Below are 13,657 nucleotides of genomic sequence, written 5' to 3' on the forward strand. Positions count from 1 at the left end.
TCAGTGGTTACGATGAGCCAAGAACTCTCTCTTATCAAATACGGCTATTTGGACCCATAAGCGCTGACGTCAGACAATAGCCAGTTTTGTTCTCAACTCGTTTGGTCAACAGATCATGCAAGGCAGGGTGATAAGGGATAACCTCTGTGGAACCATTCTTTAGGTGCTTATCAACCCGAATGGTCAAAGTCCGTTTCACTAGGTCAACATCAGTGGTCATAAGGTTGGACAGGGCCACACAGCGCCTACCAGAGAACAAACCAAGCTTTAGGAAGCTCCCTAGGTAAGAGTCCCCTTGGTAACCTATGATCTTGCTTATATCGCCTGTGCTGAAGGTTTTATCTTGTGGGCCATTATCGACCTTATCAGAGGTCATGTAAAAGCGTAAAACGGAGGTATCAATCTCTTCATGAGTAATTTCTCGCTCAATATATCTGCACAGAGATCTAACCGCATTCACTGTTCCTTTTTGGCTAGACTGTCCATGACCTGTGGCCGCGCTTGCCTTCATCAGGTTCTTGCTGTTCATGTCCTTAATTGTGTTGATATGCTTGGTGAATGTATAGAGAAACGACTCCCAAGTCTTAACTGTTGTGACCGTCCGGCCGCTGGCTAAGATCCAGACTTTCCAACCTGCAATATGTGACCTCAGCTTAGGCCTAATCCCAAGCTCACTGGCCAGCTCGTCTATCAATGGCTGCTCCTGCTCAGTCCACAAGGCCATATCCATAATATCCTCTGGGGTTGCCTCTGGTGAGGTTGCACGTTCCTGAGCTATGATGCTTCTAACCTTAAACTGTTCAGCAGGTTCGCCCCGGTACTCAACAACAAGCTCCCTGCACTCTGTTACCCACTTGTCAGCGAGTATTTGAGCCCTTCGTGTGTCTGTGGTGCCTGTGGTTCTTTTTACCTCTGTAAGGCCAAACCGCTCAACTAGATCTTTGGGCACAGACCAACGAAAATACCAGTTCTTCGATTGCTGCTGCTTGATGAGGAATCTAACGGCCATAGTGAGTCCATTTGTGCTAGTCTTTGTGCTAGTTCTGAACGTCATCGACCTGTAAAACAAGCCTATATAAGTCTACAGCAAAAATGCATTTATCCGGGGGATCATTTCAGATCGAAACGGGCGGAGCCCAAGGCGCGTTTTCTTGCAACTGCATCACAACATCAGGACCGTGACTGACCTTGGGTAGGTGCGAAGCGCCTTCCCGGGGGGAGTGAGGACCGTCTCGGAAACTGTCCGGGGGACAGTTTCAGGTCTGAACGGGCGGAGCCCAAGGCGCGCGCTCTTGCAATTGTCTCACGACATCAGGACCGTGCTTGACCTAGGGGAGGCGTGAAGCGCCTGCCAGGGGGGAAGGTCAGGCGCGGGCGGTGCGGCTACGCCTTACGCCCCAATTAGGTTCCCCCTACCCCATCACAACCTTCGCCCCAATCGCTGCCAGATGATGATCCACCAGCTCCCGCTGCGCAGGCTCTAGCCGCTGATGGCGCGGATAGATTGGCTCGGCGCGGTCGTTCAGAATGGGGGCCTCCCAGCCGTCGGTGCTGGCAAAAAACTCAGCCACGCCAGCCTCGCCAAACACCTGTTCGTAGCCCTGCACCACCACATCCAGATAGCTGAGCAACACCGGATTCCGGTCAGACCCCGGCGCCTGCGCCGATTGCGGCACCGCGTAGACTGAAATTTCGGGGGCCGCATCAATGCTGTGACTGACCGCACCGTTAGAGGGCAGACGGTCATAAGCGTATTCGCGTGCGTCCAGCGCCTCCCAGTCTGCATCGGGCACGGCGGCGATCAATCCGTCGATCTCGCTGCCCTCACTTGGTACCGCACTTAGAAACGCCACCTCGCGCAGATTCGTGTGCACCCAGGCCCGCTTCCAGCCCTTTAATCGGGCCGGTTGCGGGTCGTGATAGGCGTGTGTGGCCACATTCACCAGGCTGCCATAGCCAAAAAAATACGGGTTCGACATAGGCTTAGCCCCCTTTAGCAGCGTCAATCTGTCGTATTGATGTATGTCAAACCGCTTTTTGACCGGCTGTGCAATATTGAATTATCAGTAACAAGTGGAACTCTGGAAATGCGCATTACAAAAAGAACCAATATCGCCGTGCGGCTGCTAATGTTCTGCGCCGCCAATACCGACCGACTGGTCACCAAAGCCGAGATTGCAAAAGTCTGCAATGTTTCGGAAAACCATCTAGCTCAGGTCATCAACCAACTGGGGCAACAAGGATATCTGAACACCCAGCGCGGCCGTAATGGCGGCATGTGTCTGGGCAAACCCGCCGAGGAGATCCGTATCGGTGACGTGTTCCGCAATATCGAAGGCGAGCTGCCGATTGCTGAATGTTTTGCTGACAGTGACAACACCTGCCCGCTGACCGACGCCTGTCGTTTGAAAATGGCGCTGACGGATGCAGCCCAGGCCTTTTATGCCTCGCTCGATGAAATCACCCTCGAGGCCTTGGTCTGTGACAACATCGATCTGATGAAGATCCTGCAACCCATCAGCTGCGGCCGTTGAACCGCAACTGAGTTTAGTCTTATTCCCGCGACCGCAATTGCCCTGCGGGGCGTGCGGCCAGGGGCTGCCAGGCAAAGGCTAGTCCCGCCAGCAGAGTGGCCATAACCCCGCCCGCAATGATCGCCAAAGCATTGGGCCAGATCACCTGATAGCTGATCTCGAACACATAGGTGTTCACCGCCCAAGCACCTGCTGTTCCAGCCCCCAGTGCCACCAGACCGGCCCCGGCCCCAAGGATCACCGAGCGCAGGGCAAAGCTGCCCAGAATGCGCGCCCGGGATGCGCCCAGAGTTTTTAGCAATGCAGCCTCGTACCGGCGCGCAGGTTCGCCAGCTGCTGCTGTTCCCAGCAGCACCAGAAACCCGGTCAACAAGGTTGCTGCCGCACCATAGGCGGTGGCCGAAGCGATCTGGCGCAGAACCTCGGACACGCGTTCGATGGCATCGCGCACCCGGATGGCGGTGACATTGGGCATCTCACGCCCCAGATCGCGCAAGATCTGCGTTTCAGCTTGCTCCTCGGAATAGACAGTCGCGATAAAGCTGTGCGGTGCTGCAGCCAAGGCCGCCTCGTTAAACACCAACACAAAACCCATACCCGCGCTGGAGAAATCCACTGCACGGAAGCTGGTGATGGTCGCAGTCATTTCACGCCCAAGGATGTTCAGGGTCATGGTGTCGCCCAGCTCGATCCCCAGCTCTTCTGCCTCTTCAGCGGCAAAGCTGATCTGTGGTGGGCCGGCGTAGTCTTCCGCCCACCACTCACCGGCTACGATATCAGTCCCTTCGGGCAGCTTACCGGCATAGGAAATGCCCCGGTCGCCACGTACCACCCAGTGGTCGCCCGCAACCTCGCGCGCGTTTTCACCGTTGATCTTGGTCACCACCCCGCGCAGCATCGGCGCGCTTTCCATCTTGGACACAGCCGGATCATTGGTAATGCGATCAGTGAAATCGGGCATCTGATCGCGCTGGATGTCGACAAAGAAATAGGACGGCGCGCGGTCAGGCAGGTTATCCCCAATGGCGCGGCGCATGTTGCCGTCAATCTGACCAATAGCAGCCAACACAGTCAGGCCCAGGCCCAGTGATAGAACAACAGGTGTGGCGCCATCGCGCGCGGTGCCAATGGCCGACAGCGCCCAGCGCAGGGCTGGACGCCCGCGCACCAGTCGGGTCATCCGACGTGCGGCAAAACCCATTGCCAGTGCTGCCAGTAGCAACACCGCCAGCGAGGCACTGAGTCCACCGGCGCTCCATAACGTCAGTTCGGGCGAGCCGCTGAACAGCGCGGCAGAGCCAACCAGCACCGCTAGCGCCACTGCGGTCGCCAAAATGTAGCGGAAAGCCGGAAGCCGATTACGCCCGGCAAAAGCATCGCGAAACAGAGCAGCGGCCCGGATACGCTCGGCACGAGCCAGAGGCCAAAGAGTAAAGATAAAGGCGGTCAGAATGCCATAGATCGCCGCCTCGACCAGTGCTGAAGGAAACAACGAGAATTCCGCCGGGAACGGCAGCTGCGCCGCAATCAACGGGCCCAGCAGAACCGGCCCAAGTCCACCGATGATGAGACCAATACTTATCCCCAACAGGGACAGAACGCCGATTTGCAGGAAATAGGTCATGAAAATAGTCGAACGGTCCGCACCCAGGGTCCTCAAAGTTGCAATTGTGGATGTTTTAGTTGCCAGATAGGCCCGCACAGCCGCCGACACACCAACTCCACCAACAGCCAATCCAGACAGGCCTACCAGGATCAGGAAGGAGCCCAGACGCTCAACAAAGCGGGAGATACCCGGAGCACCGTTGCGGGCATCACTCCAGCGCATGCCACCCTCGGCAAACTGGTCCAGAGCGGCTTGCTTGGTGGTGTCCAGGTTTGCTTCATCTGCCAGCAACATGCGGTATTTGGTATCAAACAATGTACCAGGGGCCAGCAGCCCTGACGACCGCAGCCCCTCAGTTGCAACCAAAGTGCGCGGCCCGATCGAAAACCCGGACGCTGCGGCATCTGGTTCGGTGACCAGATCAGCCATCAGACGAAACTCTTGCGTCCCAAGTTGGAACGTATCACCAACCTCGATCCCCAGACGGGCCGACAGCACCAGTTGCATCACAGCGCCGGGCAATCCGTCTGCTCCGGCCAGGGCTTGGTCCAGCGGGATGTTTGGCGAAAGCTCAACCGTGCCAGTCAAAGGATAAGCATCGTCCACCGCCTTCACCTGCGTCAGTACGCGATCCTCGCCTACCACAGCCATCGACCGAAACTCAGCGATCTCGGACACCGCCATAGCATGATCGTCAATCCAGGCTCGGGTTTCCGCGTCGGCAAAGCGATAGGTGAACTCCATCTCGGCATCGCCACCCAGCAACACCGCGCCCTGTCTGGACAACCCGTTTTCGATAGAGGCGCGCACTGTGCCGATGGCGGCAATCACCGCTACGCCCAACGCCAGACAGGCCAGGAAAATCCGAAACCCGCGCAAACCACCGCGCAGCTCACGCTTGGCAAAGCGCCACGCCAGTGACAGCGAACTCATTCTGCGGCCTGTTGTTTGGCGGCGGTATCAATGCGTCCATCGCGCAGATGCACCACACGATCACAGCGCGCAGCCAATTCAGGCGCGTGGGTCACCATGATCAGCGTCGCGCCATGGCGGTCGCGCAGGTCAAACAGCAGATCCATGATGGCGCGGCCATTGGCCTCGTCCAGATTACCGGTGGGTTCATCCGCCAGCAGAATATCGGGGCGTGGGGCCACCGCACGGGCCAGCGCCACGCGCTGTTGTTCACCACCAGACAGCTGCGCCGGGAAGTGCCCCGCCCTTGCGCCCAGCCCGACGGCTTCCAGCTCTTCTTGGGCTCGATCAAAAGCATCAGCATGCCCCGCCAGTTCCAGCGGCGTGGCAACGTTCTCAAGCGCGGTCATGGTTGGGATCAGGTGAAAGCTTTGGAACACAACACCCATGTGGTCGCGACGGAACCGCGCCAGCGCGTCTTCATCCATCGCGGTCAGGTCTTGGCCCAGCGCGGTGATCTGGCCACCACTGGCTTGCTCGAGCCCGCCCATCAGCATCAGCAACGACGACTTACCCGACCCGGATGGCCCAACCAGCCCCAGTGTCTCACCCTTGGTGACTTCCAGGTCGATTTGGTGCAGGATTTCCACCACCCCGGTATTGCCATTCAGCGACAAAGACGCGTCCTGAAGACGTAGAATTGGGGAAGAGGTTTGTAATGTCATGATGCCGCGCCTAATTGGTATATCGTTGCGATATGGAGGTTTCCCCGAGATGCACAAGATGCTGGCCGCCTTGGTGGGTATATTTTTTTCTACCCAAGCCATAGCTGAACCGCTGCGGATCACCGCTTTTGGAGACAGTCTGGTGCACGGATATGGCCTGGAACACGACCAAGGATTGGTGCCACAGTTGGAGCGCTGGCTGAATGCGAATGGCGCCGAGGTGGTGCTGACAAATGCTGGGGTGTCTGGCGATACCACTGCTGGCGGCGCAGCGCGGATTGACTGGACGCTATCGGACAAACCTCAGGGGCTGATCGTTCTGCTGGGCGGCAATGACCTGCTGCGGGGGATGCAAGCAACGGAGGCCAAGGCCAATCTTGAGCATATCCTCTCGTCTGCTCTGTCCCAAGGGGTCGAGGTTTTATTGATCGGAATGCTGGCGCCAGGCAATTTTGGCCCCGAATACAAAACCGATTTTGATGCCATCTATCGCGACCTGGCAGATGCCCATGACACGCTACTGTTTGATGATGCCTTTACCGGCATCTCGCAGGCGGTATCGGGTGATCCGGTGGCGGCGCAAAAATATCTGCAAGCTGATGGCATCCACCCCAATGCCGAAGGTGTTGCGCTGAATGTTGCGGCACTGGGGCCCGTGGCATTGCAACTGGTAGAACGCATTTCCGCGCCCTAACCCGCGAGCATTTGCTCCAGTATCTCAAACACCTTTGGATCCTGCATCTGGCTGACATTGAACCGCATGAAGCGGTTCATTGTCTGCGACACGCTGAACACATTGCCGGGCGCCAGGACCATGTTCTGCGCAACTGCAGCCCTTGCGAGATCCGCTGAATCGAAACCTTCCGGCAGGCAACACCACAGATAAAACCCGCCACGCGGCATCACCCAGGGCGTGATCCCCAATTCGACAAGTTTTCCCGCGATTTCAGCGCGCTGAATATTCAGGCGATTGCGCAGGGCCTGCATGTGCTTTCGATAGCCGCCGCTGCTGAGAACCGAATAGACCAGCTCGGTCGCCAAGGGGCTGGGGCCGCCAAAATTGGTTGCCACTTGCAGGTCCACCAGAGCCTCAACCCAGTCAGGCCGGGCGGTGATATAGCCGCAGCGGGCCGAGGCCGACAGGGTTTTGGAAAAGCTGCCGATGCGGATGACCCGGTCAAGACCGTCCAGTGTCACCAAACGGGGCGAAGGCGTTGCTTCAAAACTGGCAAAGATATCATCTTCGACAATCACCATGTCGTGGGCCGTGGCAAGACTTAGAACCTTGTGCGCGATCTGCGGCGATAGGGTGGCGCCGGTTGGGTTATGCAGCGCGGAATTGGTGATGTAGAGGCTGGGCTTGTGCTGTTTCAACACCTGTTCAAGCTGCTCAACATTCGGCCCATTGGGGGTAAAGGGCACACTGACCAGTTGCACCTGATGCGCCCGCAGCAGCGCTTGAAAATTGAAATAACACGGGTCGTCGACCACCACGGTGTCTCCGGGGCGTAGCAGGAACCGGCAGATCAGATCAATCGCCTGCGTGCCTGACGGCGTTAGCAGGATCTGATCCGGCCCAACCTCCAGCCCCTCGTCAATGAACTGCCGCGCCAACAGCCGCCTGAGGTTCAACGCACCTCGGGTGCTGCCATAGTCTGACAACAAGGTCTCCTCAGCCCTGCCCAGCCCGCGCAGGGCCTGCCGCATGGCGGTGTTTGGCATCCAATCGGCGGGCAGCCAGCCACATCCGGGTTTCAACGTATCCGCCGCTGCATCCAGGGATTGCCGCGAGACCCAGAACGGATCAACCGAGCGATCCAGCTGCGGGCCAACCTCGGCAACGGCAAAGGGCTGCGGTGAATGGTCCACAAAGAACCCCGCCCCCCGCCGCGCGTAAATGATGCCATCGGCCGCCAAACGATCATAGGCCTCGACCACAGTTGATGGCGATACCTGCATCGTTTTTGCAAACCCGCGAATGGAGGGCAGCTTTTCACCCGGCTGAAGTGCGCGACTGTTGATCTTGCGCTGGATGGCATCAGCCACCATCGCCGTGCGTTCGCCCTGTTTCATCAACACCTCGCAATAGAGTGTACCGGTCCAACAGACAGTACAGTTTGCCGGTATTGTATTGCTCTGTAGCTGTCTTGACCAGACCGCACCGCCTAGGATGGGGAAAAATCCAGGAGGCCAAGACATGCAGGCAATAGCAGAAAACAGATCCATGCAAGGCTGGGGGAGCGGGCTAATCGGGGTGCTGATCTTTAGCGGCTCGCTGCCGGCCACTCGCGTTGCGGTCAGTGGGTTTGACCCTGTGTTGTTGACATCCGTCCGGGCGGTGATTGCAGCCATGCTTGGGCTGTTGCTTTTGGTCCTGCTCAGACAATCAAGGCCAAGTCTTCTGGATTTGTTCCCGTTGGGAATCGTCTCTCTGGGCGTGGTTGTGGGGTTTCCTCTGCTCACCGCCATGGCGCTGCAACACATCAGCGCCGGACATTCGATTGTGTTCATCGGAATGCTCCCGCTCAGCACCGCTATTTTTGGGGTGCTACGTTGCGGAGAACGACCACGGCCGATGTTCTGGGCGTTTTCCTGCGCTGGCGCATTGTCTGTCGCGCTGTATGCCCTGTCGCAAGATACCGAGGTTTCGATCCAGGGTGATCTATTGATGACAGCGGCCATTGTTGTTTGCGGGCTGGGCTATGCCGAGGGGGCTAGCTTGTCGCGTCGGCTTGGCGGCTGGCAGGTCATCTGTTGGGCGCTGGTACTCTCGCTGCCGGTCATGGGCACGCTTACTCTGTTTGTATGGCCAGACAGCTGGTCGGGTATCAGCGCTGCGGCCTGGACCGGCCTTGGATATGTCTCGGTCTTTTCAATGCTGGTGGGGTTTGTGTTCTGGTACCGCGGACTAGCTCTGGGCGGGATCGCCGGAGTTGGCCAATTGCAACTACTGCAGCCCTTTTTCGGGCTGATGCTAACGGCTGCATTACTGGGCGAAATCATCGCGCCAACAATGATTTTTGTGTCTGTCGTGGTGGTGGCCTGCGTGATCGGAGCAAAGCGGTTTGCTTAAACCTGGCCACCTGCAAGCACCGATGAGACACAGAAAAGGCGGCCCCGTTCAGGACCGCCTTGGCACTGAATTAGACCAGTGCGATATCTACTGCGGACTCGCGGCCATCGCGGCCGGGCTGCAGTTCATAGGTCACCTTCTGGTTGTCGGCAAGACCGGTCAGGCCTGCGCGCTCAACAGCAGAAATATGTACAAATACGTCACGGCCGCCATCGTCTGGAGCGATGAAGCCGAAGCCTTTGGTTGTGTTAAACCATTTGACGGTGCCAGTAGCCATCGTCAGATCTCCTAATCGTCAAGTCTGCCCGCATCATGCGGCAGGTCGGCAAAGTCAGTGCAAAATCGAAGCCTGAGCCGATAACGGGCAGTCTACAGTCGATAGCGTAACATCGCGCATATACTGTTGTCGGCAATGGCATGAGGGTGCAAGGAAAATTGACCAAATCGGCAAGAATCGGTTGTTTTCAGCCGGTCCCGCACCTAAAATCTCAAATTCAACTGCTCCACAGACCTTGTTTAACGTCAAATTTATGGACATCCACGTTCCATAACAACGTGACCAAATCAGAGCACCGTGACGATGGTTCCAACTGGAACACGTTCATACAGATCCATCACATGGATATTCTGCATACGGATACAGCCACTAGAGGCAGAGCGCCCTATGGATTTTGGCTCGTTGGTGCCATGAATGCGAAAGTAGGTGTCGACACCGTTATCGAACAAATAGAGCGCCCGCGCGCCTAGAGGGTTTCCTGGCCCTCCAGGTTGTACAAAATCATTGCCGATAAACATTGGATACTTTTCGGGCTCACGGCCTATCATCTCATTGGTGGGCCTCCAGCTGGGCCATTTTTTCTTGACCTCAATTCGGGCGGAACCGGCAAATTGCAGCCCAGCTTTGCCCACGCCAATACCATAGCGCAGGGCCTTGCGCTCTTCTGTCACCAGATACAGATAAAATGAACTGGTTGAGATAAAGATCTGGCCAATTTGAACCCCAGAATTGATCTTTACCTCGCGCGGCTTGGCATTGAACGCCAGGGCCTGTGTTGCCAGCAGACTAGGCATTGATAACGAAGCCCCGGCAACAAGTCCGGAGCGAAGGAAATGACGGCGATTTAGTTGGTCTTTGAACATGGAAATACTCGGCTATTGATACAAAACTCTGCGCGCAACTGCGGCTTGCTGACCTATGAACTAGCGGTCGCTGAGCCAATTTCCCGTGAAACTGTCATGACAATGAATTGAACTTGAGCCGCAGGGCTTATTCCCTATATGGGGATCGAGTGAATTTCCGGAGGACGTACCATGGGGGCCAAAACCCTGACCTGCCTGTCTTGTGCCCAATTAAACCGGGTGCCAGACGACAAGCTGAGCCCTGCCGCCAAATGCGGAACCTGTGGTGCTTACCTGTTGCCTAACAAGCCAACTGACGTCGATCCTGCCATCCTGCAAAAAGCAGCGCAGAACGATGATCTGCCATTAGTGGTGGATTTTTGGGCACCCTGGTGTGGCCCCTGCAAGATGATGAGCCCCGAGTTTGCCAAGGCCGCCAAAAAACTGACCGGCAAGGCGCGACTGGTAAAACTGAACACACAGGCCCATCAATCCACCGGTGCCCGTTACCGGATTAAGGGGATCCCCACTATGGTGGCCTTTGAGCGCGGCAAAGAGAAAAAGCGCCAATCGGGTGCAATGCGTGAAGGGCAAATCGTCGGCTGGGTCAAAGGGTAGGAAATCAGGCTCCTGCCCTACTTGGCAATCAAGGCTTCGCCTTCTTTTTCTTTGGCGACTTTACCACGGGTTTGCTGCAAAACATGGGCCAGTTCATGCACTAACATTTCGGGTTTCTTGGCATCGCCAGGCCGCATGAAATAGACATTGGGACCCATGGTAAAGGCCTTCGCCTTTAGCTCTTTGCAGATCTCTTTGGCGTTACCGCCTGTGTGGACCCGCACTTTGGCGAGCTTGGCACCAAAGTGCTTTTCCAGCCCATCGCGCACATCTTTGGGCAGTTTCTTTTCCTTGGTTCCTTCGGGTGCCTTTTTCAGAGCTTTGCGTTTGGCTTTTTTGCCTCCGGTTGCCTCGACCATGGCGGCGATTTCTTCGGGTGATTTAGCCATTTGAACCTCCTTGTTTCGCGGTATGGGATTGGAACGCTACAGAGTTAGCGTCAGCTTGGCTTTGACGTTGGGAATGTCTTTCTTGTCACTGGACGACAGTTTGATTTCCTTGCCAGCTTTGTCGACTACACAGTTGAACGATGCCTCGCCCACGGCCTTGGCTGGGAGTTGTTTGAGCATGTCAGTGGTGGCCTGCGTGGGGTTGGGAAACCACGGTGTCATTTTGCCTTGTAGCTTAACAGTATAGTCGACCAGCACTCTGAACTTTTCGCCCCATTTGTCCCTGTTGGTTTTCTTCTTTTCAAAGGCCTGTAGCTCCTTGAGGATCGTAACAACGTCTTTTTCAAAATGGCTGGACCAGTTGCCATTTGCCGAGCGGTTCATCGGGGTCAGGTTCCATTCTTCTCCCGGACCACCCAAAGACTGTGGCAGCAAATGCCCCTTAACAAACTTGTTGGAGTTCAAGTGGTTGTAGTCCGCCAGCAGCATCAGCCCGTTCAACCCAAGCAGTTCCAGCACATCCTGCGCAGTTGAGGCTGTCGTCAGGGCCTTTTGCACGCTGGTTTTTGAAACGGCTTTCTTGACGTTTTCGACATCCACATGATCACGCAGCCGGTAAGTGGTGTTCAACTCATCAACGATGGTACAGGCTCCGCCCTGCGGCGAGGACCCGCCTTTGCCGGACAGGCTGTCGCTGGACAAAACAGCGGTCATTCCCTTGGTCGAACCACCGGAAAAACTGTGGCCATCATAGGTAACGCTGCGGGTGCCGGTGCCTTTGGTAGTTCCTGCTTTGGCGACCATACTCGTGCCTCCAATCACTCATCAAAAAATAACTTGGTACGCGCCCAGAATAGAATGACGGTGGCACCTGTCAAATGCCACGCGGATTTGGCCGGGTGTGCAACATCTGCACCCCAGTTAAGCGACAAAGCGCCGGTGATCTAACTGTTTGGTCTGTTGGTCTTATACCAGTACGAGTGTTGAAGTGGCGGCGCCGCCAAAGCGGAAGGTGGACGGAGTTTTTGCCCCGTGCCATGAACGTTCATATGCGCCCCGGTGCCACCCGAGGCCCTGTTCCATGTGCCGGGGTCGTAAAGCCCGGCGGTAATCGCGATTGAGAGGCACTCTGCCATAGAGCGGTAAAATTGCCCCTAGCAAGGCGTACGGCCAAGAGCAGGAAGCGCAACGCATTGGAAAAAAGGGGCTAGCTTCCCGCCCAAAACAAAAGGGCAGCGCCCGACCAAGGTGGGTGCAAACGCACCCGCCTGGGGGGGCGGGCGGGTGCTGCCCGACCTATCGGCCGGGCAAACTATTTGAATGTTTAAGGGGTTAGCCGCGGGCACGGACAACTTGCATCAGCGACAGCAGCACGCTCATATCCGGGCCACGTTCGCGTCCTGATACGGCCTTGCGCAGTGGCATGAACAGGCCTTTGCCCTTGCGGCCTGTGGCCTCTTTCACGGCAGTGGTCCATCTCTTCCAGCTGTCGCCGTCGTATGGGCCTTCGGGCAGCAGTTTCATTGCCTCGGCAATAAACTCCTTGTCCTCATCCGCGATCAGCGGCTCGGCCCCTTCGCGGCACAGCTCCCACCAGCCGGCCAGATCACCCAACGTGGTGATGTTTTCCTTGGCCATATCCCAGAACGCCTGCTGCTTGTCGGCAGGGATATCGAGCGCATCGATGTGGGACTGAACGTCCGCCAGCGATAGCGACTGCAGGTATTTGGCGGTCAGCGGGAACAGGTCCTGGACGTCGAACTTGGTTGGGGCTGCACCAAAGCGGTTGATGTCAAAGCCTTCAATCAGCTCGGCCATGTCGCTGCGCAGTTCCACCGGATCAGACGACCCCAGACGCGCCATCAGTGACAAGAGCGCCATCGGCTGTACGCCCTGCTCGCGCAGGTCCCGCAGGGCCAAGGTGCCCAGACGTTTCGACAGTGCCTCACCCTGTGGGCCCGTCAGCAGCGAGTGGTGAGAAAATTCTGGCACCTTGCCGCCCAAGGCCTCGATGATCTGGATCTGGGTGGCGGTGTTGGTAACGTGGTCCGAGCCGCGCACTACGTTGGTCACACCCATTTCGGTGTCATCTACAACAGACGCCAGAGTGTACAGAAACTGGCCATCTCCGCGGATCAAAACCGGATCAGAGACCGAAGCCGCATCGATGGAGATATCGCCCAGCACACCGTCGGTCCATTCGATGCGCGCATGATCCAGCTTGAAGCGCCAGACACCATCGCCACGCTCGGCGCGCAGGGCGTCTTTTTCGGCATCTGACAGGTCAAGCGCAGCGCGGTCATAGACCGGCGGCTTGCCCATGTTCAGCTGTTTCTTGCGCTTCAGGTCCAGCTCGGTTGGGGTTTCAAAGGCCTCGTAGAACCGGCCAATCTCGCGCAGCTTGTCCGCCGCAGCGACATAGCGGTCCAGACGGTCAGACTGGCGCTCAACCTTGTCCCAGGTCAGGCCAAGCCATTCCAGATCTTGCTTGATGGCATCGACATATTTCTCTTCGGACCGGGTTGGGTCTGTGTCGTCGATACGCAGAATAAATGTACCGCCAGCCTTGCGGGCGATCAGATAGTTCATCAGCGCAGTGCGCAGGTTGCCAACGTGGATATATCCAGTGGGCGATGGGGCAAAACGGGTGGTGGTCATCACATGTCTCCTGTTGCCCTGCC

At 57.0% G+C, this 13,657-nt stretch carries 14 protein-coding genes; 4 read left to right on the top strand and 10 right to left on the bottom strand.

Features of this window, described 5'->3' with window-relative positions:
- Positions 1-34 precede the first annotated feature (34 nt).
- Positions 35-1,009, bottom strand: a complete 975-nt coding sequence (locus tag AC2T28_RS17890; RefSeq protein WP_486750010.1) for a DUF6538 domain-containing protein — start codon at positions 1,007-1,009, stop codon at positions 35-37.
- A 403-nt stretch (positions 1,010-1,412) separates the two neighbouring features.
- Positions 1,413-1,979, bottom strand: a complete 567-nt coding sequence (locus AC2T28_RS17895; RefSeq protein WP_486750199.1) for a gamma-glutamylcyclotransferase family protein — start codon at positions 1,977-1,979, stop codon at positions 1,413-1,415.
- Positions 1,980-2,087: 108 nt separating this feature from the next.
- Here AC2T28_RS17895 and AC2T28_RS17900 point away from each other — a divergent pair, with 108 nt between their 5' ends.
- Complete coding sequence (locus AC2T28_RS17900) at positions 2,088-2,534, top strand: RrF2 family transcriptional regulator (protein WP_486750011.1); 447 nt, start codon at positions 2,088-2,090, stop codon at positions 2,532-2,534.
- Positions 2,535-2,553: 19 nt separating this feature from the next.
- Here the strand turns inward: AC2T28_RS17900 and AC2T28_RS17905 are convergent, their stop codons facing one another.
- The gene (locus AC2T28_RS17905; protein ID WP_486750012.1) at positions 2,554-5,073 is read right to left on the bottom strand and encodes an ABC transporter permease; all 2,520 of its coding nucleotides are present in this window, start codon (positions 5,071-5,073) and stop codon (positions 2,554-2,556) included.
- Positions 5,070-5,777: an ABC transporter ATP-binding protein gene (locus AC2T28_RS17910; protein ID WP_486750013.1), complete on the bottom strand. Its 708-nt coding sequence runs from the start codon at positions 5,775-5,777 to the stop codon at positions 5,070-5,072. Before AC2T28_RS17910 ends, AC2T28_RS17905 begins: the two co-directional genes overlap by 4 nt.
- 49 nt (positions 5,778-5,826) lie before the next feature.
- Between AC2T28_RS17910 and AC2T28_RS17915 the strand changes: the two genes are divergently transcribed.
- Positions 5,827-6,471 carry an arylesterase gene (locus AC2T28_RS17915; protein ID WP_486750200.1) on the top strand — a complete coding sequence of 215 codons (645 nt, stop codon included), beginning with the start codon at positions 5,827-5,829 and terminating at the stop codon, positions 6,469-6,471.
- Here the strand turns inward: AC2T28_RS17915 and AC2T28_RS17920 are convergent.
- Positions 6,468-7,850: an aminotransferase-like domain-containing protein gene (locus tag AC2T28_RS17920; RefSeq protein WP_486750014.1), complete on the bottom strand. Its 1,383-nt coding sequence runs from the start codon at positions 7,848-7,850 to the stop codon at positions 6,468-6,470. The two genes, AC2T28_RS17915 and AC2T28_RS17920, sit on opposite strands and share 4 nt — an antisense overlap.
- A 124-nt stretch (positions 7,851-7,974) precedes the next feature.
- Between AC2T28_RS17920 and AC2T28_RS17925 the strand changes: the two genes are divergently transcribed.
- Entirely contained in the window at positions 7,975-8,850 is an 876-nt protein-coding gene (locus AC2T28_RS17925) for a DMT family transporter (RefSeq protein ID WP_486750015.1), read from the top strand.
- 70 nt (positions 8,851-8,920) lie between these two features.
- On the opposite strand, the gene AC2T28_RS17930 is transcribed toward AC2T28_RS17925, so the two are convergent.
- Complete coding sequence (locus tag AC2T28_RS17930) at positions 8,921-9,127, bottom strand: cold-shock protein (protein WP_486750016.1); 207 nt, start codon at positions 9,125-9,127, stop codon at positions 8,921-8,923.
- Positions 9,128-9,414: 287 nt separating this feature from the next.
- Entirely contained in the window at positions 9,415-9,990 is a 576-nt protein-coding gene (locus tag AC2T28_RS17935; protein ID WP_486750017.1) for a L,D-transpeptidase, read from the bottom strand.
- A 171-nt stretch (positions 9,991-10,161) separates the two neighbouring features.
- On the opposite strand from AC2T28_RS17935, the gene trxC reads away from it, so the two are divergent.
- Positions 10,162-10,587 carry a thioredoxin TrxC gene (trxC, locus tag AC2T28_RS17940; protein WP_486750018.1) on the top strand — a complete coding sequence of 142 codons (426 nt, stop codon included), beginning with the start codon at positions 10,162-10,164 and terminating at the stop codon, positions 10,585-10,587.
- A 17-nt stretch (positions 10,588-10,604) separates the two neighbouring features.
- On the opposite strand, the gene AC2T28_RS17945 is transcribed toward trxC, so the two are convergent.
- The 3 genes from AC2T28_RS17945 to gltX form a co-directional block, all read right to left on the bottom strand.
- Positions 10,605-10,976 carry an eCIS core domain-containing protein gene (locus tag AC2T28_RS17945; protein WP_486750019.1) on the bottom strand — a complete coding sequence of 124 codons (372 nt, stop codon included), beginning with the start codon at positions 10,974-10,976 and terminating at the stop codon, positions 10,605-10,607.
- A gap of 36 nt (positions 10,977-11,012) precedes the next feature.
- Positions 11,013-11,780, bottom strand: coding sequence for a hypothetical protein (locus AC2T28_RS17950; RefSeq protein ID WP_486750020.1), 768 nt, complete (start codon positions 11,778-11,780; stop codon positions 11,013-11,015).
- Between the two features lie 528 nt (positions 11,781-12,308).
- A complete protein-coding gene (gltX, locus tag AC2T28_RS17955) occupies positions 12,309-13,634 on the bottom strand; it encodes a glutamate--tRNA ligase (RefSeq protein ID WP_486750021.1) in 1,326 nt (441 codons plus the stop codon).
- Between the last annotated feature and the right edge of the window lie 23 nt (positions 13,635-13,657).

Source organism: Parasedimentitalea nitratireducens, from assembly GCF_057444295.1.

Excerpts from the sequence above, each read along its gene's own strand:
- AC2T28_RS17895 (WP_486750199.1), bottom strand. The coding sequence starts at position 1,979 with ATGTCGAACCCGTATTTTTTTGGCTATGGCAGCCTGGTGAATGTGGCC.
- AC2T28_RS17915 (WP_486750200.1), top strand. The coding sequence starts at position 5,827 with ATGCACAAGATGCTGGCCGCCTTGGTGGGTATATTTTTTTCTACCCAA.
- AC2T28_RS17930 (WP_486750016.1), bottom strand. The coding sequence starts at position 9,127 with ATGGCTACTGGCACCGTCAAATGGTTTAACACAACCAAAGGCTTCGGC.
- AC2T28_RS17910 (WP_486750013.1), bottom strand. The coding sequence starts at position 5,777 with ATGACATTACAAACCTCTTCCCCAATTCTACGTCTTCAGGACGCGTCT.
- AC2T28_RS17925 (WP_486750015.1), top strand. The coding sequence starts at position 7,975 with ATGCAGGCAATAGCAGAAAACAGATCCATGCAAGGCTGGGGGAGCGGG.
- AC2T28_RS17920 (WP_486750014.1), bottom strand. The coding sequence starts at position 7,850 with ATGAAACAGGGCGAACGCACGGCGATGGTGGCTGATGCCATCCAGCGC.
- AC2T28_RS17905 (WP_486750012.1), bottom strand. The coding sequence starts at position 5,073 with ATGAGTTCGCTGTCACTGGCGTGGCGCTTTGCCAAGCGTGAGCTGCGC.
- trxC (WP_486750018.1), top strand. The coding sequence starts at position 10,162 with ATGGGGGCCAAAACCCTGACCTGCCTGTCTTGTGCCCAATTAAACCGG.
- AC2T28_RS17945 (WP_486750019.1), bottom strand. The coding sequence starts at position 10,976 with ATGGCTAAATCACCCGAAGAAATCGCCGCCATGGTCGAGGCAACCGGA.
- AC2T28_RS17950 (WP_486750020.1), bottom strand. The coding sequence starts at position 11,780 with ATGGTCGCCAAAGCAGGAACTACCAAAGGCACCGGCACCCGCAGCGTT.
- gltX (WP_486750021.1), bottom strand. The coding sequence starts at position 13,634 with ATGACCACCACCCGTTTTGCCCCATCGCCCACTGGATATATCCACGTT.
- AC2T28_RS17935 (WP_486750017.1), bottom strand. The coding sequence starts at position 9,990 with ATGTTCAAAGACCAACTAAATCGCCGTCATTTCCTTCGCTCCGGACTT.
- AC2T28_RS17900 (WP_486750011.1), top strand. The coding sequence starts at position 2,088 with ATGCGCATTACAAAAAGAACCAATATCGCCGTGCGGCTGCTAATGTTC.
- AC2T28_RS17890 (WP_486750010.1), bottom strand. The coding sequence starts at position 1,009 with ATGGCCGTTAGATTCCTCATCAAGCAGCAGCAATCGAAGAACTGGTAT.